Annotated in this window: 24 protein-coding genes, 1 pseudogene and 1 other annotated feature; of the genes and pseudogenes, 15 read left to right on the forward strand and 10 right to left on the reverse strand. The window is 40.8% G+C overall.

What is annotated here, in order from left to right:
* Positions 1 to 66: 66 nt before the first annotated feature.
* The 3 genes from rlmC to P2E05_RS14195 form a co-directional block, all read right to left on the reverse strand.
* On the reverse strand, positions 67 to 1,212 hold the full coding sequence (gene rlmC, locus P2E05_RS14185; protein ID WP_154622375.1) for a 23S rRNA (uracil(747)-C(5))-methyltransferase RlmC: 1,146 nt from the start codon (positions 1,210 to 1,212) through the stop codon (positions 67 to 69).
* A gap of 11 nt (positions 1,213 to 1,223) precedes the next feature.
* Complete coding sequence (locus P2E05_RS14190) at positions 1,224 to 1,721, reverse strand: YbjN domain-containing protein (protein ID WP_154622374.1); 498 nt, start codon at positions 1,719 to 1,721, stop codon at positions 1,224 to 1,226.
* 129 nt (positions 1,722 to 1,850) lie between these two features.
* Positions 1,851 to 2,180, reverse strand: a complete 330-nt coding sequence (locus P2E05_RS14195) for a YbjC family protein (protein WP_154622373.1) — start codon at positions 2,178 to 2,180, stop codon at positions 1,851 to 1,853.
* A 240-nt stretch (positions 2,181 to 2,420) separates the two neighbouring features.
* On the opposite strand from P2E05_RS14195, the gene P2E05_RS14200 reads away from it, so the two are divergent.
* The gene (locus tag P2E05_RS14200; RefSeq protein ID WP_004918038.1) at positions 2,421 to 2,684 is read left to right on the forward strand and encodes a GrxA family glutaredoxin; all 264 of its coding nucleotides are present in this window, start codon (positions 2,421 to 2,423) and stop codon (positions 2,682 to 2,684) included.
* A gap of 243 nt (positions 2,685 to 2,927) precedes the next feature.
* Here the strand turns inward: P2E05_RS14200 and P2E05_RS14205 are convergent, their stop codons facing one another.
* Complete coding sequence (locus P2E05_RS14205) at positions 2,928 to 3,347, reverse strand: secondary thiamine-phosphate synthase enzyme YjbQ (RefSeq protein ID WP_250000513.1); 420 nt, start codon at positions 3,345 to 3,347, stop codon at positions 2,928 to 2,930.
* 182 nt (positions 3,348 to 3,529) lie between these two features.
* Here P2E05_RS14205 and ybjG point away from each other — a divergent pair, with 182 nt between their 5' ends.
* The 3 genes from ybjG to P2E05_RS14220 all read left to right on the forward strand — a co-directional run bounded on the left by ybjG (position 3,530) and on the right by P2E05_RS14220 (position 7,814).
* Positions 3,530 to 4,138: an undecaprenyl-diphosphate phosphatase gene (gene ybjG / locus P2E05_RS14210; protein WP_196714118.1), complete on the forward strand. Its 609-nt coding sequence runs from the start codon at positions 3,530 to 3,532 to the stop codon at positions 4,136 to 4,138.
* Between the two features lie 860 nt (positions 4,139 to 4,998).
* A complete protein-coding gene (locus P2E05_RS14215) occupies positions 4,999 to 6,315 on the forward strand; it encodes a serine/threonine transporter (RefSeq protein WP_154622052.1) in 1,317 nt (438 codons plus the stop codon).
* A gap of 131 nt (positions 6,316 to 6,446) precedes the next feature.
* Complete coding sequence (locus P2E05_RS14220; RefSeq protein WP_247047231.1) at positions 6,447 to 7,814, forward strand: L-serine ammonia-lyase; 1,368 nt, start codon at positions 6,447 to 6,449, stop codon at positions 7,812 to 7,814.
* 449 nt (positions 7,815 to 8,263) lie between these two features.
* Here the strand turns inward: P2E05_RS14220 and P2E05_RS14225 are convergent, their stop codons facing one another.
* Complete coding sequence (locus tag P2E05_RS14225; RefSeq protein WP_163862675.1) at positions 8,264 to 9,469, reverse strand: serine hydrolase; 1,206 nt, start codon at positions 9,467 to 9,469, stop codon at positions 8,264 to 8,266.
* Positions 9,470 to 9,628: 159 nt separating this feature from the next.
* Between P2E05_RS14225 and P2E05_RS14230 the strand changes: the two genes are divergently transcribed.
* A complete protein-coding gene (locus tag P2E05_RS14230) occupies positions 9,629 to 10,252 on the forward strand; it encodes a glutathione S-transferase family protein (RefSeq protein ID WP_154622055.1) in 624 nt (207 codons plus the stop codon).
* Here P2E05_RS14230 and P2E05_RS14235 read toward each other — a convergent pair whose 3' ends face one another.
* Positions 10,253 to 11,080: an SDR family oxidoreductase gene (locus P2E05_RS14235; RefSeq protein WP_154622056.1), complete on the reverse strand. Its 828-nt coding sequence runs from the start codon at positions 11,078 to 11,080 to the stop codon at positions 10,253 to 10,255.
* A gap of 245 nt (positions 11,081 to 11,325) precedes the next feature.
* Positions 11,326 to 11,454, forward strand: a sequence feature (His leader region).
* Positions 11,455 to 11,495: 41 nt separating this feature from the next.
* Between P2E05_RS14235 and hisG the strand changes: the two genes are divergently transcribed.
* The 10 genes from hisG to P2E05_RS14285 all read left to right on the forward strand — a co-directional run bounded on the left by hisG (position 11,496) and on the right by P2E05_RS14285 (position 19,726).
* The gene (gene hisG, locus P2E05_RS14240; protein WP_163862678.1) at positions 11,496 to 12,395 is read left to right on the forward strand and encodes an ATP phosphoribosyltransferase; all 900 of its coding nucleotides are present in this window, start codon (positions 11,496 to 11,498) and stop codon (positions 12,393 to 12,395) included.
* A gap of 5 nt (positions 12,396 to 12,400) precedes the next feature.
* The gene (hisD, locus tag P2E05_RS14245) at positions 12,401 to 13,717 is read left to right on the forward strand and encodes a histidinol dehydrogenase (RefSeq protein WP_276122848.1); all 1,317 of its coding nucleotides are present in this window, start codon (positions 12,401 to 12,403) and stop codon (positions 13,715 to 13,717) included.
* A gap of 3 nt (positions 13,718 to 13,720) precedes the next feature.
* Complete coding sequence (hisC, locus tag P2E05_RS14250; RefSeq protein ID WP_276122849.1) at positions 13,721 to 14,791, forward strand: histidinol-phosphate transaminase; 1,071 nt, start codon at positions 13,721 to 13,723, stop codon at positions 14,789 to 14,791.
* Positions 14,792 to 14,811: 20 nt separating this feature from the next.
* Entirely contained in the window at positions 14,812 to 15,879 is a 1,068-nt protein-coding gene (gene hisB, locus P2E05_RS14255; RefSeq protein ID WP_154624470.1) for a bifunctional histidinol-phosphatase/imidazoleglycerol-phosphate dehydratase HisB, read from the forward strand.
* Entirely contained in the window at positions 15,879 to 16,472 is a 594-nt protein-coding gene (gene hisH / locus P2E05_RS14260) for an imidazole glycerol phosphate synthase subunit HisH (RefSeq protein ID WP_154624471.1), read from the forward strand. The genes hisB and hisH overlap by 1 nt, the downstream gene beginning before the upstream one ends.
* 5 nt (positions 16,473 to 16,477) lie before the next feature.
* Positions 16,478 to 17,215 (forward strand): 1-(5-phosphoribosyl)-5-[(5-phosphoribosylamino)methylideneamino]imidazole-4-carboxamide isomerase, encoded by a 738-nt coding sequence (hisA, locus tag P2E05_RS14265; protein ID WP_154624472.1) that lies wholly within the window; start codon positions 16,478 to 16,480, stop codon positions 17,213 to 17,215.
* A complete protein-coding gene (gene hisF / locus P2E05_RS14270; protein ID WP_154624473.1) occupies positions 17,197 to 17,973 on the forward strand; it encodes an imidazole glycerol phosphate synthase subunit HisF in 777 nt (258 codons plus the stop codon). The genes hisA and hisF overlap by 19 nt, the downstream gene beginning before the upstream one ends.
* The gene (gene hisIE / locus P2E05_RS14275; protein WP_154624475.1) at positions 17,967 to 18,578 is read left to right on the forward strand and encodes a bifunctional phosphoribosyl-AMP cyclohydrolase/phosphoribosyl-ATP diphosphatase HisIE; all 612 of its coding nucleotides are present in this window, start codon (positions 17,967 to 17,969) and stop codon (positions 18,576 to 18,578) included. The genes hisF and hisIE overlap by 7 nt, the downstream gene beginning before the upstream one ends.
* A gap of 383 nt (positions 18,579 to 18,961) precedes the next feature.
* Entirely contained in the window at positions 18,962 to 19,387 is a 426-nt protein-coding gene (locus tag P2E05_RS14280; RefSeq protein ID WP_230085899.1) for a YbaK/prolyl-tRNA synthetase associated domain-containing protein, read from the forward strand.
* Between the two features lie 96 nt (positions 19,388 to 19,483).
* Complete coding sequence (locus P2E05_RS14285; protein ID WP_154624477.1) at positions 19,484 to 19,726, forward strand: DUF883 C-terminal domain-containing protein; 243 nt, start codon at positions 19,484 to 19,486, stop codon at positions 19,724 to 19,726.
* Between the two features lie 57 nt (positions 19,727 to 19,783).
* Here the strand turns inward: P2E05_RS14285 and P2E05_RS14290 are convergent, their stop codons facing one another.
* From P2E05_RS14290 to P2E05_RS14305, 4 genes and pseudogenes are all read right to left on the reverse strand, one after another.
* On the reverse strand, positions 19,784 to 20,413 hold the full coding sequence (locus P2E05_RS14290; protein WP_154624478.1) for a CatB-related O-acetyltransferase: 630 nt from the start codon (positions 20,411 to 20,413) through the stop codon (positions 19,784 to 19,786).
* A 135-nt stretch (positions 20,414 to 20,548) separates the two neighbouring features.
* A pseudogene (locus tag P2E05_RS14295) lies at positions 20,549 to 20,896 on the reverse strand (Bcr/CflA family drug resistance efflux transporter); the annotation flags it as partial.
* A 267-nt stretch (positions 20,897 to 21,163) separates the two neighbouring features.
* On the reverse strand, positions 21,164 to 22,243 hold the full coding sequence (locus P2E05_RS14300) for a T6SS immunity protein Tli4 family protein (RefSeq protein ID WP_249999160.1): 1,080 nt from the start codon (positions 22,241 to 22,243) through the stop codon (positions 21,164 to 21,166).
* The gene (locus P2E05_RS14305; protein WP_249999162.1) at positions 22,236 to 23,918 is read right to left on the reverse strand and encodes a lipase family alpha/beta hydrolase; all 1,683 of its coding nucleotides are present in this window, start codon (positions 23,916 to 23,918) and stop codon (positions 22,236 to 22,238) included. The genes P2E05_RS14300 and P2E05_RS14305 overlap by 8 nt, the downstream gene beginning before the upstream one ends.
* Positions 23,919 to 24,008: the final 90 nt, after the last annotated feature.

Raw genomic sequence — 24,008 nt, forward strand, 5'->3', positions numbered from 1 at the left:
TGGCGTAGCTTGCATTTCTCGAGGAGCAGTCAGCCACTTGCTAACATGCAAGTGACTGTGAATAAATCAATGCTTGTGTTCTGTGGAGACCTTGGCAAGCAAGGTTAGCACTTCATAATGCGATGTGTGAGGAAACATATCAAACAGCTGAACTTTGCGAACGTCGTAGCCGACCAATTGCTCTATATCTTTTGCCATTGTTTGCGCATTACAGCTCGAATATAAAATATAGTCTGGCTGCATTCTTGAAAGATAATCACACAGCGCTTTACCAATCCCACGCCTTGGTGGGTTGACTAAAACAAGTTGAGGAACACCTTCTTTAGCTGTCGCAAACTGAGTGGAATCTAACGCTTGGAATTCAACCCGCTGTAAACCTAGTTCTTGGGCTGACTGCTTTGCACAAGCGATAGCAGGTGCACTAATTTCAATGCCCGTTAATTTGGTTTGTTTATCAGCACAATGTAAACCAAAGCCGCCAACTCCACAGAAAAGATCCCATAAGCTATCAATCTTAAGTTCCCTTACCCATTCACGCGCTGTTTGATATAGCTGCGCAGCAACAACAGGGTTAGTTTGAAAAAAACTGTGAGGGCGTATAAACAAAGGAACTTGGTTAAACTCTTCCCGTAGAACCTGTTGCTCAGTAAGATAGATTTCTTGCTCACCCTCTAAAATCGCCATATGAATAGGCTGTAAATTGACGGTGATAACGGCTAATTGTGGGAGTTGCTGCTTTAGCCAAGGCAATGCCTTTTTTAATTGCTCAACTTTTTTTTCTGAACGCAATACAAAGCGCAACATAAATTGCCCTGTATGCTGGCTCTGAGTTAACAAGATATATTTTAATTCCCCTCGTTTGCGTTCAATGTTATATGGCGTTAAGCCTGCACGCGCAATAAAAGGCTTAAGCACGTCAAACACAGGTTCGAAACCTTCAGTATAGAGAGGGCAATGAGTTAAGCTAACCGCCTGTCCTTGCGGGTTGATGATGCCAAATACAGGCTTTTCAACACTACCGCTAATGACCATTTTTGCTTTATTACGAAATCTGACCGAGGCGCTCGCAACGGGAGGCTGAAATACTGCTGGTGAAAGCGTAGGTAGCAGGGAAAACAAATTGTCTTGTTTTAGTCTAAGTTGTTGCTCAGCCGGTAATTCAAGCCACTGGCAGGAACGACATTCACCTGCCTCATATTTTTCACAATACATAATATAAAAATTTAGTGAAGGATCACGGAAGGATTATCATCAACATCAAGTTCAATGGTTTCTTCATCAAACTCATCTTGATTAGCATAAAGTAGATTATTACTATAAATTTCAAACACAATTGATGATATTTGCTCTTCGGCTTGCTGTAAAAAATGACAAAACTGACGATAAGTCATCCCAGCTTCAAGAGAAAATGATTGGCTAACAATTAACTTAGGTAGGTTTTCGTTATTAATTTCTAAAAAGACTTTCGCCGTCAGCGAACTCGCATTAATTTGGCTAATATTTGCCACCAAAGTCACTATTGCGGTCGGTTTCAGCTCAGCTAAAGCAGAAAGAACCAGTACATTATTAATAATGTCCAGTTTAGCATCAAAGATACCTTCTATATTTTGCATATGAGGCAAATGCAACGCCGCGCATGAATCACACTCGAAATAGGACGTTTTGAGTTGATCGAGCCATTCACGCAATTGTGAGATGTCTGGGTAACAAATAGAATCCATGGGTAACAACCTTCTTCAACTCAAATAATAACAAATCGCCTGACTCTAACTAAACCAAACCGAACGTTTATGGTTAGAAAAGTGGATAATTTTCACACATCAACCGTGAAAACGCCAGTAAAACCATGCTCACTCATCCTTTTTCTCTTTTTCATCATCGTTATTTCGATTTTTTCTACTTCCCGGCCTTGCCGTTTTTTGACTATCAATCCCAAGAAAGCTTAATCGATGAATCGCACGCCAAACGATGTTAATCGTTGCAGGTATCAAGCAACCAATTCCAACCATCACTATCGCCACCATTGCATTTTTTTGCATCAATGGTTCAGGTAATGTCAAGTAACCATTCATGGCAAGTAATACAACAATGAGTAGCAGAATACCGATAGCTTCTAAAATTAAAATGGGTTTAGGTAGATCAGATAGTGAACGCATTTCACGTTGTGGTTTTTTATTCATCGTATACCCTTTGGTCAATTTTTATCAATAACCTACTCAAATTAGCAGATAGCTATGTCATGTCAGTGGCTGGCGCACATCAACCATGCTGTACTTTAAAATATGACCAACAGCTACTCACCGTATTATATGACAGACCTATACTAACAAAAGGAAAAATCATCTTTTATTTCTTTGCTGTTATAGGCATAGTATTGAGCATTGTGGATAAAAAACAGAATTAGTCATATAGGAGATACTATGTATACTGTGATTTTTGGTCGTCCAGGCTGCCCATACTGCGTGCGTGCGAAAGAGTTAGCGGAAAAACTGAAAAATGATCGTGATGATTTCGACTATCGCTATGTCGATATTCAAGCAGAAGGCCTCACCAAAGAAGATCTTTCAAAAACAGTAGGTAAAGAAGTTCTGACCGTGCCACAAATTTTTATCGATGAAAAACACATCGGTGGCTGCACAGATTTTGAAGCTTATGCGAAAGAGCATCTAGACCTTTATAAATAAGCATTCACTTTCAAGCGGTTCACGCCTTCCTTTGAGCCGCTTTCTTATCCAATTTGTGCTATTCCAGCCAGAAATTCAAAAATAAAGCAAATTTTTTTTCTTACATGCGAACTTTCTTATTGAGAAGGAGTCTTAATTTATGCCACTGCTTTTCTTTGATGTCCCCATATTGAGGAGCCCGATAGCCAACTTTACGTCTTACTGCTATCGGGTTTTTTGTTGCCCATTTTCAAGCGATCCCTCTTATTCCCCTTGTAATGTCAGAATGAGCCTACGCTGACCGCCATAATTTCGATGTTCACATAGATAAATCCCTTGCCATGTTCCCATGTTTAATTGCCCCTTGCTCACAGGAATGGTCAAACTCGCCCCTAGAATGCTCCCTTTAAGATGAGCAGGCATATCATCACTTCCTTCATAATTGTGCTGATAGTAAGGTTCATCTTCAGGAACCATACGATTAAAAAAATGCTCAAAGTCCTTTCTTACCGTATAATCCGCATTTTCATTTATCGTCAATGAGGCTGAGGTATGTTGAATGAACACATTCAGTAACCCAATCCGAATCTGTTTTAGCTCTGGTAGCTGCTGTAAAATTTCCTCAGTAACAAGATGAAATCCCCTTTCTTTTGCCATTAGCTTTATTTCTTTTTGAACCCACATCACCTGTCCTTTCCCCCATTTCATGTTTTTCATTGATAACCATTGAGCAAATCATCAACAAAACGTCAATTTATCGACTAATTTCACCAATATTAAGATAAAGGTACTTTACCTGTCATGTAAGAGACTTTACTCTCTCGCTTTATTGTCTTTAATATCACCATTTTCAGAGGTATACACTCGTGCTGGAACAACTTAATCTGGATCTTTTTAATCTCATTAATGCGGCCCCAGCGTCTGCAAGTGGTACTATCGCATTTGCAACCGTTATCGCTAAACGCTTAATTCTCCTTTTCCCCTTATTCACCGCAGCATGTTGGTTTTGGGGAGCACAACAAGACATGACTCGTCAAAGAGCCTTTGTGTGTAAAACTGCATATGCATTAGTGATTGGCTTAGCAATTTCATGGTTGATTGGTTTAGTCGCGCCTCACGACCGACCTTTTGTGATGGGTATTGGTACTAACTTCCTTGAACACGAACCGACTTCCTCGTTCCCTAGTAACCACGGAACGATTGTCTTTACCTTTGTATTTGCATTTTTATTCTGGCTAAGAACTTGGGTTGGCGTATTAATGCTTGTTCCCGCCATTGCTATTGCATGGTCACGCATCTATCTCGGGGTTCACTGGCCGTTAGACATGGTTGGCGCATTTATCTTAGGCCTAATCTCATGCGGATTAACTCAGATTTTTTGGTGCCTTATTGGCCATAAAATTCAAGCTCCTCTCACTCGCCTCTACCACATGATATTTGCGTCTCTGATCCGTAAAGGCTGGTTGCAAGCCTAATAATCTTATTAATCGGTACTGGCGTTATTTCCGCCAGTACCTAAGCTATTTAAATATTGCGTTGTATCAATATTTAGTTTTATTTTTTTATCCTTCAAATGAATAAAATAACGCTTTCCTAACAAAAAATAACAACAATTACTTAACAAATATTTCGTTACGTTTTTTAATTATTTTTTGCATCGAAAAATAAGTATTAACCTCTTCCTCTTATCACCTTATCGTTCATTAATGTATTTAGAATTAAAAAACTAAAAAAACAATAATTATTCACTAAGTGAATCACTTAACCACCAATAAAAATACCAATAAAAATCAATTCTTTATATAACTCACCGATTGAGTATAATATTTTTCACATTAACATTTTTTTCTTAAATTAATTTATTTCACTGTTATTTTTTTATATTAATTTAATTTATTAATATAATAATAAATTGCAGACTAAATATAAAAAGGCATATAACGCCCTTATCTTGGTTATTTTTCATTGTCACAAATAGCATTATATCCGTTAATCTTAAGGCAAATTTTTTAACATTTTTATAAAAATCGAAAAAAAGCATCATTAAAGACATTTTTCTCTTTTGAGAGTATGATCACGGTGATTTCTACTAATAATATGTACATTTGCACCATCAAAAACGGTTTATCAAATTTACATATAAAATTAACAAAACTGATTGAAAATAAATTTACTATCAGTTTTATATTTATTTCCAATCAGATTGTTACGTTGAAACAAAAACTGCACATTATATTTGGCGATATTTTGTTCGTACCAAAAGATTAAAACATCAGCGATGACTTATTGTCCTCGCTCAGATGCCTATTTTTTGACTTTTATTTCGGAGACTATTATGGATACAACTCGAGTTGGTTCCATCGATAAAACAGCCTCGCAAACAGTGGATGCCGCGGCTTGGCGTAAAACTGACACAGTATGGATGCTGGGATTATATGGTACAGCAATCGGTGCTGGTGTTCTGTTTTTACCCATTAACGCGGGAATGAGTGGATTAATTCCTGTTCTGTTGATGTTGGTATTAGCCTTCCCAATGACCTTTTTTGCTCACCGTGGCTTAACACGCTTTGTTCTTTCTGGTTCAAAACCAGAAGGGGATATCACGGAAGTCGTGGAAGAGCATTTTGGACGAACTGCCGGTAACTGGATCACCTTGCTGTATTTCTTCGCCATCTACCCTATTTTGCTGGTGTATGGGGTTTCAATTACCAATAACGTCAACAAATTCCTTACTGAACTCATGGGATTCGCCGCGCCACCACGTTGGTTACTTGCGCTGATCTTAGTGGGTGGGATTATGGCAATTGTTTCATTCGGTGAAAAATATATTGTTAAAGTGATGAGCATGCTGGTATTCCCATTCATTGCGGTCCTGCTCGCGTTCTCTTTATATATGATCCCTCATTGGAATGGCGCAGTACTGGATACATTAACAATGGAAGGTATTGCCGAAGCAGCAAAACACAGCGGTGGACAAAGCATGTGGGTGACCATCTGGTTGACAATCCCTGTCATGGTATTTGCCTTCAACCATTCACCGATTATTTCTGCCTTCTCTGTAGCGAAACGCGAAGAGTACGGTGCGCAAGCAGAGAAAAAGTGTTCACGCATCCTAGCCTCTGCCCATATCTTGATGGTCTTTACCGTCATGTTCTTTGTGTTTAGCTGTGTGTTTACCCTTTCATCAGCTGACCTAGCGCAAGCAAAAGCTCAGAACATTAGTATCCTTGATTACCTTTCAGGCTACTTTGATCAACCTTTCATCAAGTTTGCTGCCGCTATCATCGCGTTTGTTGCTATAATTAAGTCATTCCTCGGTCACTATTTAGGTGCACGAGAAGGTTTTAATGGCCTAGTTGAGCGCGCATACCGTGCAAAAGGCAAAACAATTGATATCCGTAAGCTCAATCGTGGTACCGCTATTTTCATGTTGGTCACAACTTGGTTAGTCGCAACACTGAACCCTGGCGTATTGGATATCATTGAGAGTTTAGGTGGCCCAGTGATTGCAATCCTCCTGTTCTTAATGCCGGTATATGCGATTAGCAAAGTTCCTGCAATGCATAAGTACGCGGGTAAGTTTAGCAATGTGTTTGTCGTCGTGATGGGTCTGATTGCTATCTCCGCGGCAACTTATAAACTGTTCTTCTAAGCATACCTTTGAGGGAGGCGTGATCCACTCCGGCGGACATACCTCCCCTTCTCAATACAATAAGATGCCGGAATACACGGCATCACATGCCTAAAATATTAAGACTTTATTTTATATAGGAAGCGCTGAATATGATTAGCGTATTTGATATCTTCAAAATTGGTATCGGTCCATCTAGTTCCCACACCGTCGGCCCGATGAAAGCAGGTAAACAATTTGTCGAGGATTTGATTCAGCAAAATCGACTGACCTCAACAACACGAATTGTTGTTGACGTCTATGGTTCTTTATCACTAACGGGTAAAGGACATGCGACTGATATTGCTATTATCATGGGCCTCGCGGGTAATTTACCTGATACTGTTGATATTGACTCTATTCCCAATTTTATCCGTCACGTAGAACAAAGCGGCAAACTTCTGTTAGCCCAAGGCCAACATGAAGTGGATTTTCCTGTTGAAGGTGGTATGAATTTCCATTCAACCAATCTACCTTTGCATGAGAATGGCATGACCATTACGGCATTTAATGCAGATGATGTTGTTTACAAAAAAACCTATTACTCGATTGGCGGTGGATTTATTGTCGACGAAGAGCACTTTGGTCAATCGGATGAGCAATCAGTACAAGTTCCATATCCTTATCAATATGCCGCTGACTTACAAAAACATTGTAAAGAAACCGGCTTATCCCTCTCTGCATTAGTGATGCAAAATGAGCTTGCCTTGCACAGCAAAGAAGAGATTCATGAATACCTATCTGCCGTTTGGGATGTCATGAAAGCCGGTATTGAACGTGGTGTCACTACAGAAGGGTTATTACCGGGGCCACTGCGTGTTCCTCGCCGTGCAGCCGCTTTACGCCGTCAATTAGTCACTAGCGACAATACCAATATCGACCCTATGGCCGTTATTGATTGGATCAATATGTTTGCTTTAGCTGTAAACGAAGAAAATGCCGCTGGTGGCCGTGTGGTCACCGCACCAACGAATGGTGCATGCGGTATTATTCCTGCCGTGTTAGCTTACTACGATAAATTTATTCGCCCTGTTAACGAAAACTCTTACACCCGCTATTTCTTAGTATCTGGTGTGATTGGGTCATTATATAAAATGAATGCCTCTATCTCAGGTGCAGAAGTTGGATGTCAAGGTGAAGTCGGTGTAGCTTGTTCAATGGCTGCGGCAGGACTGGCTGAACTCATGGGTGGAAGCCCTGAACAAGTTTGTATCGCTGCTGAAATTGCAATGGAGCATAATTTAGGGCTAACTTGTGACCCCGTTGGCGGTCAAGTACAAGTACCTTGCATTGAACGTAATGCGATTGCTGCGGTGAAAGCAGTGAACGCGGCACGTATGGCATTACGCCGCGTCAGTGACCCACGGGTATGTTTAGACAAGGTTATCGAAACCATGTATGAAACAGGTAAAGATATCAATGCTAAATATCGTGAAACCTCACAGGGAGGCTTAGCCATCAAACTAGCACATTGTGAATAATCCATAAAATACAAGTAACCATCTCTACGGAGGTGGTTACTGCTATTTTAAATCAGCAAATTAAGTCGTAGAAAATATAATAGCGTCAGAAACTACGCTTTCCTTTTTATCTGGTAGCCCCCCTGTATTTTCCATCAAACGTCATTTAGGCAATCCACACGCGCCATTAAAAACCTAAGATATTGATAAATTGAAACTTACCGAGCTACCGTGATTGAGGCATTTGATTTGCTGACGTTAAAACGGGAAGAGGTCTCTCCCTTCCCGTTTAGATTGGCGGGCTGCTAAACCATAAGGTTTGCTTTTATTTATGTCGTTAACTTCGTTTTCTATCAAGACCATGGTAGAAAACGTTTATTAACGGCTCATCTTCACATAGGCTTTATTGATATACCTAACCGTAGTAGCTGCTAATATCTCCCTGGTTAAAATGTTTTTAACATAACAATTTAACCAAAAATAGCCGTCCACCAGCCGCTAACCGTTTTAACGATATAATCCCAAATTCGGCCAAAGAACCCTCCTTCCTCAACAGCTTCTTTTACGACTAGAGGACGCTGCTCAATCACTTCATCATTCAAGATAAAGTTGACCGTGCCTACAGCCTGATTCTTAGCTAATGGCGCCTCAATTGAGGGATCAGACAGTGTATAACTCACTTTCAAATTCTGTAATTGCCCTTTTGGTATGGTAATAGCAGCATCTTTTTCTACGCCGAGTGCAACTTCTGATTTATCACCAAACCAAACTCGTTGAGTTTGTAATGTTTGATCAGCCTTTATTGGCGTGACGGTCTCAAAGAAACGGAATCCCCAAGTTAATAGTTTTTCACTTTCAGAAAAACGCACACGATCACTTGGCGCACCAAGCACAACGGAAATTAAACGCATTGGGCCATCTGTCGCTGATGCCACTAAATTATGCCCTGCCCCACTGGTATGCCCCGTTTTCACGCCATCCACGTTGAGGTTTTGGCTCCACAATAGACGGTTACGATTCGGTTGACGGATTTTATTAAACGTAAACTCTTTTTCTTTGTGTAATGCGTACTCTTCTGGTACATCGCGGATCATGGCTTGCGCTAGGATTGCCATATCATGAGCGGTACTGTATTGCCCTTCGGAGTCTAAGCCATGTACCGTTTTAAAATGGGTATTTTTTAAACCCAACTGCTGTACATATTGATTCATCAAACTCACAAACGAGTCTTGGCTACCTGCGACATAATCGGCTAATGCAATACTGGCATCATTACCCGATTGAATAACAACCCCTTTATTTAAATCCAATACTGACACTCGATCTTTTGGCTTCAAAAACATCAATGATGAACCTTTCAACACTGGGTTCCCCGTTGCCCAAGCATCGACGCCAACCGTTACCATATCTTGTGGGGTAATTTTGCCCGCTTTAATGGCTTGACCTACCACATAGCTCGTCATCATTTTTGTTAGGCTTGCCGGATCTAACCGTTCATCTGGGTTGCCCGAGGCCAATATTTTACCGCTATCGTAGTCCATCAAAACGAAAGCTTTGGCATCAACCTGTGGAGCAACCGGTGTCTCTGCTGCATAAGAAAAACTGCTTACAGCAACTAAAAGGCCTAATCCAGTTCCTAGATATTGTGCCTTTAAGGTTAAAAATTTTCTGTTCATCGGTTACTCCTTTACAAATACTAAAACGGTTAATTCATTATTAATGTAGGACTTTTTACGCTATTAAGCTACACACAACAAATAAAGATTGTTCCCATAATGCAATTTCATCTATCTTAGAGACGATAAACAACGAAATATCAAATCATGGGGTAAACTATGCTAACTGTATGGGGTCGTAAAAACTCATCAAACGTCAAAAAAGTGCTTTGGTGCCTTGAAGAACTGAATGTTGCTTATAATCAAAAAGATGTTGGAGGTCCTTTTGGCGGACTTGATACACCTGAATATCAGAAAATGAACCCAAACGGCACTATCCCAACTTTACAGGATGATGACTTCACCCTGTGGGAATCAAATACCATTTTACGATACCTTACGGAAAAATTTGATCACTCTCACTTATTAGTCTCACAAAACCTCCAAGAGAAAGCTGCGGCAGACAAATGGTTGGACTGGGGATGTGGGACTTTATTCGACAGTATTAAACAAATGATGAATAAAATTGTGCGTGTTCCCGTCGCTGAGCGCGATCCTGAAGTCGCGCGTGCAATTTATCATCATCTTGAAAAATTGTTTAAAATTGCCGATGAAGCACTGGCAAATCAGCCTTATTTTAATGGCCAAAAATTTGGTATTGCCGATATCGCCATTGCCCCATTATTTTATCCATGGCATGAAATTGCCACCGAACGCCCTGAATTCCCTAATTTAGAGCGTTGGTATCAGCAATTAAAAACGCGCCCCGCTTTCCAAAAAATTGTGTTGATCCCACTGAAATAATTAAATTGTCATTGGCATATTCATCGGGTTTGGGTATTGATACTCAAACCCGAGTTCTTGGCAAATACGGTTACCGTTCACAATCTTTCCAGTTGTTGCTTCCGTTTCAAGCATAAACTCAGGCAATTCTAAATTTAGAGATTGGGAGGCTTGACGATAAAAATCAGCGCGTTGTGGATGCTCTGGTGCACACAAGTTATAAATATGCCCACCCTGAGGTTGTTTCAACAATAATTTGATTGCCTCAATCACATCATCTTGATGAACAATATTCACCGGCTGTTGCGCCCCTTTGAGTGATTTTTTGCCTGCAAGGAAACGTCCAGCATGGCGATTCTCACCAACTAAGCCTGCGAGCCGTAAAATATCCACCGAAATATTTGGTAGCGCATGCAGCCAATTTTCAACATCAATCAAAGCTTGTGCTGATGCCGTGGTTGCCTGACGTTCGCTCTCTTCATTAACTTCACCGCTAAGATCACCATAAACCGACGTTGAAGAAGTGAAAATCACGCGGGGGATCCGAAAAGTTATCGCCGTATCGACAAGTAATTCAATTGTTTCAACATAAGCAGATACATTAATTTTTGAAGGTGGTAGTAAAATAATGAGTGCCCCTGCCTCTTCCATTAATTGAGCGAAATCAGTGGGATCACAGTCTAATTCCGGCGTTAATTGTAAATAATAACAATCAATCCCTATAGCACGAGCCGCCGCAATACCATCCGGCGTTGTTTTGGTACCAGAAACATCCATACCAGCAGCTAACAAGGCTCTCGCAAGCGGTAATCCCAACCAACCTAATCCAACAATCGCAACCTTTTTCATCTATCACCTCTGATTACCGATAACGACTTAATTTCATCTAGGTTAACTGAAAACCTTTTAACTTCCGAATATATTATTTATGCGATTATTCACTATGAAACCTCACTATCTAATTATTATTGGTTATTTTGCAAAAAACAGTTGCATTGTAGGGAGGAGATCGGATAGGTTGATAGGTAATGAATGTTTAAGCAACTAACACCATTACTAACGGAAGCTATTATGACTCGTATTTCTCGCAACCATCATCATCACCATCATCCTGATTAGTCTTTCGGGCGATGTGTGCTGGAAGACGATCAACGACTCTTCCGGTGGCTGAAATGCGAATTAGAGAAAACCCTCGGAAGATAATCTTCCGAGGGTTTTTTTATTATTAATCAAAAATATATTACAAAATAAGCAGGGTAAAATTATGTTGGACAAATCACGATTAAGAATTGCCATTCAAAAGTCAGGACGCTTAAGTGAAGACTCACAAGAACTACTTGCACGCTGTGGAATTAAAATCAATTTACAGCAACAGCGACTGATTGCTTATGCAGAAAATATGCCTATTGATTTACTGCGTGTACGTGATGACGATATCCCAGGACTGGTCATGGACGGCGTTGTAGACCTTGGAATTATCGGTGAAAACGTTCTTGAAGAAGAATTATTAAGCCGCCGCGCTCAAGGCGATAACCCCGCATACAAAACACTACGTCGTCTTGATTTTGGTGCTTGCCGTTTGTCATTAGCCGCACCTCTTGACTTTAACTACACAGGTGCAGAGTGCTTAAATGGCGCTCGTATTGCGACCTCTTACCCGAACTTATTAAAACGTTATTTCGATGAAAAAGGCATTCAATTTAAATCTTGCTTATTAAACGGCTCTGTCGAAGTCGCGCCTCGGGCAGGTCTTGCCGATGCCATTTGTGACCTAGTTTCTACTGGCGCAACACTCGAAGCGAATGGCCTCAAAGAAGTTGAAGTGATTTATCGTTCAAAAGCCTGCTTAATCCAACGTGACGGCGAAATTTCTTCAGATAAACAACAGCTTATTGACCGCATGATGACTCGTATTCAGGGCGTTATTCAAGCTCGTGAATCCAAATACATCATGTTGCACGCTCCAAGTGAACGTTTGGAAGATATTATTGCATTGCTGCCAGGCGCAGAACGCCCAACTCTGCTCCCATTAGCAGGCGATCAAAATCGCGTAGCTATGCACATGGTCAGTAGCGAAACCTTGTTCTGGGAAACCATGGAAAAACTTAAAGCATTAGGTGCTAGCTCTATTTTAGTTCTGCCTATTGAAAAAATGATGGAGTAAGTGCAATGGAAATGGGATTTAACCAACCGATTCGCTGGTCAGAATGTAATGCAAATGAGCAAACAGCACTGCTGACACGCCCAGCCATTGCGGCATCAGACAATATTCGTCGCGCGGTCACACAGATCATTGAGCAAGTACAAGCTCGTGGCGACAATGCACTCATTGAATTTAGCCAACGTTTTGATAAAACGGCCATTTCTAGCATTCGAGTCATGCCAGATAGCATTGAGCAAGCTGAATCACGCCTCGATGACGACATCAAAGTCGCGATGAAAAATGCTATTGGTAATATCCGTCGTTTTCATGAAGCACAAAAACCTGAAATTATTCGCGTTGAGACTCAGTCAGGCGTGGTTTGTCAACAAATCACCCGCCCAATTGATTCGGTTGGCTTATATATTCCCGGCGGCTCAGCGCCATTGCTCTCAACGGTAATGATGCTAGGCACCCCTGCACAAATTGCAGGTTGTCGACAAATTATCCTTTGCTCTCCCCCACCGATTGCGGATGAAATTCTCTATGCTGCAAAACTGTGTGGTATTAGCGATATCTTTCAGGTGGGCGGTGCGCAAGCCATTGCTGCAATGGCATTTGGTACAGAGAGTATCCCAGCGGTCGATAAGATTTTTGGCCCAGGCAATGCTTATGTAACAGAAGCGAAACGCCAAGTGAGCCAAAGCCACGAAGGAGCAGCCATTGATATGCCAGCAGGCCCATCAGAAGTGCTTGTTATTGCAGATAGCCAAGCAAACCCTGCATTTACAGCTTCAGATCTGTTATCGCAAGCTGAGCATGGACCTGATTCACAAGTTATTCTACTAACGGATAGCCAAGAATTTGCTATGCAGGTTATTGATGAAACAGAAAAACAACTGGCTGAATTATCACGTGCTGACATCGCGAGAGCCGCACTGAGTGCTAGTCGTGTAATTATCGCCGATTCAATTGCACAATGTGTCGAAATTAGCAATCGCTACGGGCCTGAACACCTGATTTTGCAAACTCGTAATGCCGATGCACTCGTTGACAGCATAACTAGTGCAGGCTCTGTGTTCGTCGGAGATTGGTCACCTGAATCAGCGGGCGATTATGCATCAGGAACTAATCATGTGCTGCCAACTTATGGCTATACATCGACATATTCCAGCTTGGGTCTTGCTGATTTTATGAAACGGATGACAGTACAAAAGCTTTCACCTCAAGGGTTACTTGGGTTAGCGACAACGATTGAAACACTCGCGCAAGCAGAGAGCCTAACTGCCCACAAAAATGCCGTAACATTACGTGTTACTGAACTCAAAAAACAAAGTCAGGAGTAAGTGATGAGCGAAAACTTTAAAGCCGCTAGCCTTGCGCGTGAGAATGTGAAAGTGATGACCCCTTATATGTCTGCTCGTCACTTAGGTGGTAACGGCGATGTTTGGTTAAATGCCAATGAATACCCTATTGCACCAGAATTCCAATTTAACGAACGTAATCTAAACCGTTACCCAGAATGCCAGCCCGCCAGTGTCATTCTCAACTATGCCGCTTATGCAAATGTTGCTCCTGAGCAAGTATTAGTTTGCCGAGGTGCCGATGAATCTATCGAACTGCTGATCCGTGCATTTTGTGAACCGGGCAAAGACGCTGTGATGTTTTGTCCTCCAACCTATGGTATGTATAGTGTCAGCGCTGAAACTTTTGGCGTAGAACAGAAAAAAATTCCCGCTTTACCAGACTGGTCATTAAATATTGATGCCATTCGTGAAAATTTGCCAAACACCAAATTGATCTATATTTGTAGCCCAAATAATCCAACTGGCAACATCATCGATAATAAGGCACTGCGTGAAGTGCTCGACATGGCGGCGGGTCAAGCGCTTGTGGTTGTTGATGAAGCCTATATTGAATTTTGCCCACAATACAGTGTGGCAGGCTGGCTGGCTAACTATCCAAACCTTGTGGTATTAAGAACATTATCAAAAGCCTTTGCGCTGGCTGGCCTACGTTGTGGTTTCACATTAGCCTCCGCCGATGTAATCGAAATACTCTTAAAAGTGATCGCTCCTTATCCTCTTTCGACACCCGTTGCGATGATAGCCGCAGAAGCATTGAGCGTGGAAGGAATAGCGACAATGAAACACCGTGTCGCAACAATCACGAATGATCGTATTGCCTTGTCTGAAGCGCTAGCGGAACTCTCTATCGTAGAAAAAGTGTATCCCAGTGAGACCAACTATATTTTGGTGCGTTTTACGGATGGAAATAAAGTATTTAAAGCGCTGTGGGAACAAGGCATTATTTTGCGTGACCAAAGTAAACAGCCAGGACTTTCTAACTGCCTACGCATCACTGTGGGTACTGAAACCGAAAACGTGCGTGTTATTGAAGCTATTGAAGCCCTTTGCTAAACCTGAAATAGGAAATATTCATGAGCCAAAAAATTCTTTTTATTGACCGTGATGGTACATTAATCACTGAACCACCTACTGATTTTCAGGTCGATAGCCTAAGCAAATTAGCTTTTGAAAAAGCAGTGATTCCAAGCCTGCTGGCCTTACAAAAAGCCAACTACCGCTTAGTCATGGTCACCAATCAAGATGGTTTAGGTACCGACAGCTTCCCAACCGCTGATTTCGAACCACCACACAACTTAATGATGCAGGTTTTTGAGTCACAAGGGATTAATTTTGACGATGTATTAATTTGTCCTCACAAACCCGCGGATGGCTGTAACTGCCGTAAACCAAAACTAGGCTTAGTGGAAAACTACCTAGTTGAAGGTAAATTAGATAAAGCGAACAGTTATGTGATTGGTGATCGTGAAACTGACCTACAATTGGCCGAAAATATGGGGATCCAAGGCCTACGCTATAGCCCTGATTCACTTGATTGGGTGGCTATCACCGATAAATTAACTCAGCGTGATCGCCATGCAATCGTTGAGCGTGTCACAAAAGAAACCAATATTCGCGTCGAACTCTGGCTTGATCGTGAGGGTGGAAGCGAAATCAATACGGGTGTCGGCTTCTTTGACCACATGCTTGACCAGATCGCCACTCACGGTGGTTTCCGTTTGAATATCCAAGTTAAAGGTGACCTGTTTATTGATGACCACCACACCGTAGAAGATACGGGTTTGGCACTCGGTGAAGCATTACGCGTTGCTCTCGGCGATAAACGTGGTATCGCACGCTTTGGCTTTGTACTCCCAATGGATGAGTGCCAAGCGCGTTGTGCATTAGACATTTCAGGCCGACCACACCTTGAATATAAAGCAGAATTTAAATACCAACGTGTTGGTGACCTCAGCACTGAAATGATCGAACACTTTTTCAGCTCCCTATCCTATGCGATGGGATGTACCTTACACCTGAAAACGAAAGGGAAAAACGATCACCACAAAGCTGAAAGCCTATTTAAGGTATTTGGTCGTACCTTACGTCAAGCTATCCGCGTTGAAGGAGATACGTTACCTAGCTCGAAAGGGGTTCTCTAATGAACGTTGTTATCCTTGATACAGGCTGTGCAAATTTGTCTTCTGTGGCCTATGCCGTCAAACGTTTAGGCTATACCCCACAGATCAGTCGTGATACCAACACCATTTTACAAGCAGATAAAGTTTTCCTACCGGGTGTCGGAACTGCAAGCGCAGCGATGGAACAACTCCAGCAACGTGAACTGATCCCCTTAATTAAAGCACTGACTCAGCCTGTTTTAGGTATTTGTTTAGGTATGCAATTAATGGGGAGTGTTAGTGAAGAAGGAAAATCGTTGATCCCACTGCTTGGCTTGATAGATAGCCCAGTCCAAAAAATGAATGCGGATGGTTTACCTGTTCCTCATAGTGGCTGGAATCAAGTCAAACCTTTAGCAGGCCACCCTTTATTTAAAGGGATCCGCGACGATGCTTACTTCTATTTTGTGCATAGCTACTCCATGCCTATTTCAGGCAATACCATTGCACAAACCCAATACGGTAATCCATTTAGCAGTGCTGTCAATCAGGATAATTTTTATGGTGTTCAGTTTCACCCTGAGCGCTCGGGAGCAGCTGGCTCTCGCCTGATCCAAAACTTTTTGGAGATGTAATTGAGATGATCATTCCTGCTTTAGATCTTATTGATGGTAATGTTGTTCGTTTACATCAAGGCGATTATGCCAAGCAAACCGCTTACGGCAGTGATCCCCTGCCACGCTTACAACAATACCAACAAGAAGGCGCAAAATTATTACACTTAGTTGATTTAACTGGGGCAAAAGATCCACAAAAACGCCAAATTCCCCTCCTTAAAAAACTGTTAGCTGGAGTGTCTGTACCCGTTCAAGTCGGTGGCGGGATCCGCACAGAAGAGGATGTAAAAGCACTTTTAGATGCAGGGGCTACACGGGTGGTTATTGGTTCAACCGCGGTGAAACAGCCTGAATTAGTTAAAACCTGGTTCGAACGTTATGGTGGAGAAGCCATCGTACTCGCCCTTGATGTGCGAATTAACCAACAAGGTATAAAAGAGATTGCCATCAGTGGTTGGCAAGAAAACTCTAATCTTTCATTAGAACAAGCCATTGAAATGTATCAACCTTATGGGTTAAAGCACGTTTTATGCACGGATATTTCTAAAGATGGCACATTGGCAGGTTCAAATGTCAATTTATACCAAGAAATTAGCCAAAAATATCCAGCTATTGCATTTCAAGCATCTGGTGGTATTGGCTCTTTGGCGGATATCGCTGCTATTCCAGGGTCAGGCGCCGCGGGGGTGATTGTTGGTCGTGCCCTACTCGAAGGCAAATTCACAGTCGCGGAGGCAATCGCATGTTGGCAAAACGCATAATTCCTTGTTTGGATGTTCGGGATGGACAAGTAGTAAAAGGGGTTCAATTTCGTCATCATGAGATTATTGGTGATATCGTTCCACTGGCACAGCGCTACGCCCAAGAAGGTGCTGATGAACTGGTATTTTACGATATTACAGCATCATCTGATGGAAGAGTGGTCGATAAGAGTTGGGTATCAAAAGTTGCTGAAGTCATTGATATTCCATTTTGCGTTGCGGGTGGTATCAAAAGTGTTGAAGACGCGGCGCAAATTTTATCATTTGGCGCTGATAAAATATCCATTAACTCACCAGCGCTATCGGATCCAACACTAATTAGCCGCCTTGCTGATCGTTTTGGCGTACAATGCATTGTCGTCGGTATCGATACCTGGTTTGACCATGAAACGGGTGACTACCTCGTTTATCAATTTACAGGGGATGAAAAACGGACCACCCAAACACGCTGGAAAACCCTCGATTGGGTCACTGAAGTTCAACAACGAGGTGCCGGTGAAATTGTCTTAAATATGATGAACCAAGACGGTGTACGCCAAGGCTATGATTTAATCCAACTGAAGAAAGTCCGTGATGTCTGCCAAGTGCCATTAATCGCCTCTGGTGGTGCTGGTGAAATGGTACATTTCTTAGATGCTTTTACTGAAGCAAAGGTTGATGGTGCCCTCGCCGCATCCGTCTTCCACAAGCAAATCATCAATATTGGTGAATTAAAGCAATACCTTGCAGAAAATGGAGTTCAAATAAGAGTATGTTAACCACAGAACAATGTCGCCAACTTGCTTGGCAAAAAGTGGATGGATTAATGCCCGTGGTTGTGCAACACGCAACTTCTGGCGATGTATTAATGTTAGGTTATATGAACCCAGAAGCGTTGCAAGCCACATTAGATAGCCGCAAGGTAACCTTTTATTCACGAACCAAACAGCGCTTATGGACTAAAGGCGAAACATCGGGCAACTATCTTAATTTAGTCGATATCTATCCTGATTGTGATAGTGATACGCTACTCGCCCTAGTGCAACCGGTTGGGCCAACTTGCCACAATGGTACGGAGAGCTGTTTTGCTCCCGCTCAAAGTGATTGGGGATTCTTATTTGAGCTGGAAACCTTATTAAAATCACGTAAGTGTGCTGATCCGGAAAGCTCATATACGGCGCGTCTATATGCAAGTGGTACTAAACGTATCGCTCAAAAAGTTGGCGAAGAAGGCGTTGAAACAGCACTTGCAGCCACAGTCAATGATCGTGCTGAGCTAACGAATGAAGCCGCCGATCTAATGTACCACCTGCTGGTACTCTTACAGGACCAAGATCTTGATTTAAGCACCATTATCAAACGTCTGAAAGAACGCCATCAATAATAATGCGGTAGCCTGCTTAAGGTGGGCTACCCAATATAACAAAATGCGCTGATACTTGATCGTCGACCAAATCCTCTCTATTCTCTTACCTATAAGTGGCGACTTAGATAACTGAGTCAACCAATTCACGTAAAAGCCTATTTTAATCAACATGCGATTTAGACAATGAGTTCGCTATTAACTTAAAAACTCTCTTATTGCGTTGCCTAGCTCCCATTATTTCTTCCAATTTTCATATCATATCCATGGTATTTAGCTTGTTATCTAATTTTGCTACTATCTCAACTGTTTATTTTTATAAAAAAGGAACCGTCGTGTCAGAAAGCCCTATTTTTATTCAATTAACCCAATTACTTGATAAACAGAATGCGCGATACCGCGTGATGGAACATCCAACGGCAGGTAAATCAGAAGAAGTGGCAAAAATACGTGGCACACAATTAGGTCAAGGTGCTAAAGGCTTAGTTTGCCACGTTAAAGGAAATGGTATTCGTCAACATGTTCTCGCAATCCTTCCTGCTGATAAACAAGCGGATTTAACGAAGATCGCTCATGCCATCGGAGGCACTCGCGCCTCATTAGCAAGCCCAAAAGAAGTGGATGAATTAACTCAATGTGTTTTTGGTGCAATCCCGCCCTTTAGTTTTCATCCATCTCTAAAACTCATTGCTGATCCTTATTTATTTGTTCGTTTTGAAGAGCTGGCTTTTAATGCAGGAACACTTGAGCGCTCAGTTATTTTGAATACAGAAGATTACCGTCGTATTGCTAATCCAACTTTAGTCGATTTTATTCGAGATGATGAATAAAAGTAAAAGTACCTATTTTTAAGTAAAATCAAGTATCATATTTTTTAAGACTGCTACACTTAATAGTGACTGTTATTCACTCTTAAGGAGAATATAATGAGTTTATTCGACAAAGCAGAAAGCAAAGCTAGAGAAGCAACAGGTACAGCAGAACAAGCCTACGGTGAAGCAACGGGTTCTGCTGAGCATCAAATAAAAGGTACTGTCAGAAAATGTGCAGCTCAAGGCTGTGACACGCTCAATTCTGCTGTGGATACAGTAAAAAGTAATCCTCTTGCCGCAGCAACTGTCGCTGCTGGTATCGGATTTATATTCGGTTATTTAGCCGGCAAAAAATAATTCTGATAAATAAAATGCAAAAAGGGAATGATAATAAACTCATTCCCTCTGTATTATTTATTTTAAATATTTAGCCAAGGCTATTTTCAAAGCTGTTATATCTGAATTACACAAATAAGGCTTTAAGGCATTAAATTGTGCTTCTGGCCAATCGTAGATCTTTAATGCCAGAAGTTCTGCAATGATATCAGGCGCAAAACGATAGCTAATCCGTTTAGCAGGATTGCCACCCACAATACTGTATGGTTCGACATCCTTCACCACAACACTATTTGCTGCGATAACTGCGCCTTCACCAATGTTTATGCCTGGCATAATCAATGCCCGCATTCCAATCCAAGCTCCGTCACCAATAACCGTATCGCCTTTACCTACATAGGCTTCATTAACATATTCAATAAATGGATATAAACAAAACCAATCTGTTCTGTGAGTATGGTTTCCCCCCATCAATATGACGGCTTCTCCCCCAATACACACATAATCGCCAATATAAAGTTGATCGACATCCCAAGGTAATTGCCAATCACGGCTGACTTCATCCCCTTGTAAATAGCGGACTACTGATTGTTCAAACCCATTATCCCAGCAGTCACTATAATAACTATGACGTCCTTTGATATGGATATTCGGATTCTGTACAACTTCGTGTAAAAGTTGATATTTTGACCAATGTTTCTGATTCATGGTAACAATCCTAATTATAAAATTATTATTACCATAGAACGCTGTCTATGGTGATGTATTCGCGCTCAAAAATACATCACCTTTAGCAACCCTTGGCTGCTTTAATAACGGATTTATCATCTATCTTTTCTCTACTTAACGCGTTAATTTTAAGCTGGTATTTCGTGCAACCAACGCAATCACTCCGCCTAATAACATTAACATAGCTAATGCCCAATTTGCAGGTAAGGGAGAGCTAATCGCCAATAAACTCAGGGCTGCACCTACTGCCATTTGAATAAAACCCACTAAAGCCGAAGCCGTTCCTGCCTCTTTTTCAAAAGGTTCTAAAGCATAACTCGTTGCGGTTCCCATCATAAAGGCAAGGCCTGTACAGACACACGCTACAGGTAACATATAAGCTAACCAGTGGTTTTGTAACTCTGTTGGTAAGACAAGTAAACCGAATAACAAGCCTAAACACCCCGCTATCATAAATAGGCTTCACCATAAAAATTCCTTTTCAATGAAGTTAATATTCAATATCAATCATAGAGAGATGTTGCATACTGTGGCTTTAACCAATGACCTCCCACATTACCTTTATGGTAACCTCCTAGATATCCACTCAATGTCGGATCATATTTTTTATTCACAATCATCTCCTTAACAATCATGATTAAATTTAATATCAGATCTACAAATGATCCCCATAAGTACCTTTATGTAAAATTATAACGATAACAACATCATCTGCCGCTTTGAGAAACACTAGAACCCATTAGGTTTATAACGTAGAGAACCAACAATCCGATCCCAAATTTCGACCATTTGCCACTGGCTGTATTGAGTATTTTTGTCTGCATTGTTTAACCCAATGTATAGCAACGGTTTCTGTGAATCAGCAATCTTTTCATTTGAATACAAAATAAATTCAAACATGTCATTATCTTCTTGCTTATTTTGTTTTCCTACCATTAGCCATTCTAGGGATGGAATTCCATTTAGTGATAACTTTTCTTTCTTAATCGTGTTTTTCTTAGCTAATGACATAGCTTCATTGATTTGTGGACTGCGATTAAACAACGTATCATCAGAACCAATAGCCGTATTATCGGATCTAAATCCCAAGATAAAATCATCATTTTCATAAGTAAATGAAATAATTTCTTTATGTTTATTTCCATCATCCACAATAAACCCGTTCGGAATACAAACACCCTTATCGACGGGAATGTCTTCGTTTTTTCGTCCGGACAACCGAGATATAAGTGATTGCATAGCTACTAATTTAGTTGGTTTATCATTCGCCTGAATTTCACTAAAACCTCTAGCCAAAAAATCAATTTTCTTCTTTTCATACTTTTTATCAGAAAAATCTCTAATATTTACTGTGATAACAAAGGCTATTAGTTCAGTATAGACATGAGCCTCTAATATTCTGTAAGAATCATCAGATCCTGATTTGTTTCTATCGAAAATAACCCCTTTACCATTGGGTAGTTGGATAATTTCTTTTAATACAGGGGCATTTTTTTCACTGGTTTTTCCATTGCGAAGCTCTTGTTCCCGTAGCTCAATTCGTTGTTTAAAGGCAGGTGGATAGATGAATTTACTTTCAATTTTAAAATCATCAATAAACACTTGATTATCATTCATATTATTAAATGGAATAGGAATATCCACGACAAATCGACCAACACATTGAGGTTTTACGTTTTCAAAGAATGCATCTATCAAAATATAATCCTTTTCAGTTAAACGGCTTTCTTTGTCATAAACGACCAAGCCTAAAAAAACTAATGAGAATAAAAATAAGCCCATCAGTAAACCAAGATGCTTATTAATCATTTAATGGCACATCCATAACCATTTTAATAATTGCTCTTAACGTAAATTGAATTGCCGGTCTCTTTTTTATGTCAGTAACATCATCAACTTTGTAAGCGTCTTGATGGTCAACATTCGTTGCTAAAATACTTTTGATTGACGGGTGGGCATAAATAGCCGAGAACGACTCGATAGGTACTGTGCCATCTCCAGCCGTTTTTGATGAATTTAATTTAAACTCTTTAGCCAACTGACCTGTTTCTCGTTTTTGCCGATTTGTTGGCGGTAGATGAGTTTCTCTTTGGGAAAATACATATGGACTTACGGTTAACTTCGTTGGTACCCAATCAAGAGAACCATCCGACTCAACTTGATCGCCATAAAAAACATAAGTATTTGGGTGATATAATCCCTTTTCCTGCTGATTCATAAATTTGCGAACCGTATCATCTATAATGTCATTATAAGCAAGCCAATTATTATCTATTATCGTTGTGTCTTTATCCAAAATGTCCGGTCTATAAAGTTTCCACCAAACATCGTTTCTAAGATAAATATCCTTAAACGGATCAAATTTTCCGGTTTGAGGATCTTTTGTTTGAGGATAATTACCTTCCTCTGGAATAAATAACCATGGTGACTTATAGGAAGGGTAAGGAAGTAATTGTAAAGGAGCTGGAGATTGAGCTAGAACTGGCATTAATTCTTTAGCGGACCACCCTAAAATTCGCCCTGCAGTATAGCCTTCTTCACTTGCTCCAGTTCCCATCCGCCTATACGCTGCGGGAGACCCTAAATCAGGAATAACGCCATGAACAACACCTAATACTTTATTCTGGCATCCCTCAAACGTTGATTCTGGGGTTGGATTCATCGCATATCGAGCCACTAACCCCCCCATGGAATGGGTTACTAAAATGACTTTCTCTACCGCTAAACCATATCCATGACACCTGTATAAATTAATTACTTTATCGATATACTCCACAAGTTTAGATGCGGATTCAGCATTATCAGCAAGCCAGTTATAGCCAAAAACATGCAATGGAAATAAAAAGCGATTGAAATGGTCGAGTTCTTTTTGAGTTAATGTTTGCTCATTCTCTTTTTCTTTTGTTCCTAATGGTTTCTCGACAAATTCATTTAGAATACTGACATATGGTAAATTAATATCACCTTTGCTTATGAGTTCGAAATTAAGGACATTACTCTGCCAGTCATTAATTAATGCAGCCTGAAAAACACTCAGGAAACGCCCATAACTATAATTAAGAGCTTCCCCCCAACCTCTATCATGACGTTTAGGAAATAGATATCCATCATCAGAAAAGGGCGTATAGACTTCTTTATCAACTAAACCTCTGTTATCAACTCTTGTTGATTCAGGGTTTAATATGTTTTTTCTTTCATGCCCTGTTCTTTCAGCCCATTTTAGAAAAATGTCATACCCTGCATCCCCTCGCCACATTTCTTTTTTATCATCTCCTTTTGACATTAAATTCGTTCCCATTATCCCAGGGATAAAAATAACGGGGATAATTTTTCTGGGCGGCAAAATACACTTTGCTTCGGCATTGAAGGACTTAGGTTGAAGTTGAACATCATCCCAATGGCATTTTCCATCTTCTGTCCATTTAGGGATGTGATACGAAAGGTGTTGGCATTCATCTATTTCAGGGGAGTCTTTCTCTGACATAACATTAATCCTTTTGCGTTATCTATAAGGTAAATAGAATAGCGAAATTTCACTTAAGTGTCTGTTTGGATAAATCTGTTTTTGGTGTCA

It is taken from the genome of Providencia stuartii (assembly GCF_029277985.1).
Taxonomy (GTDB): domain Bacteria; phylum Pseudomonadota; class Gammaproteobacteria; order Enterobacterales; family Enterobacteriaceae; genus Providencia; species Providencia zhejiangensis.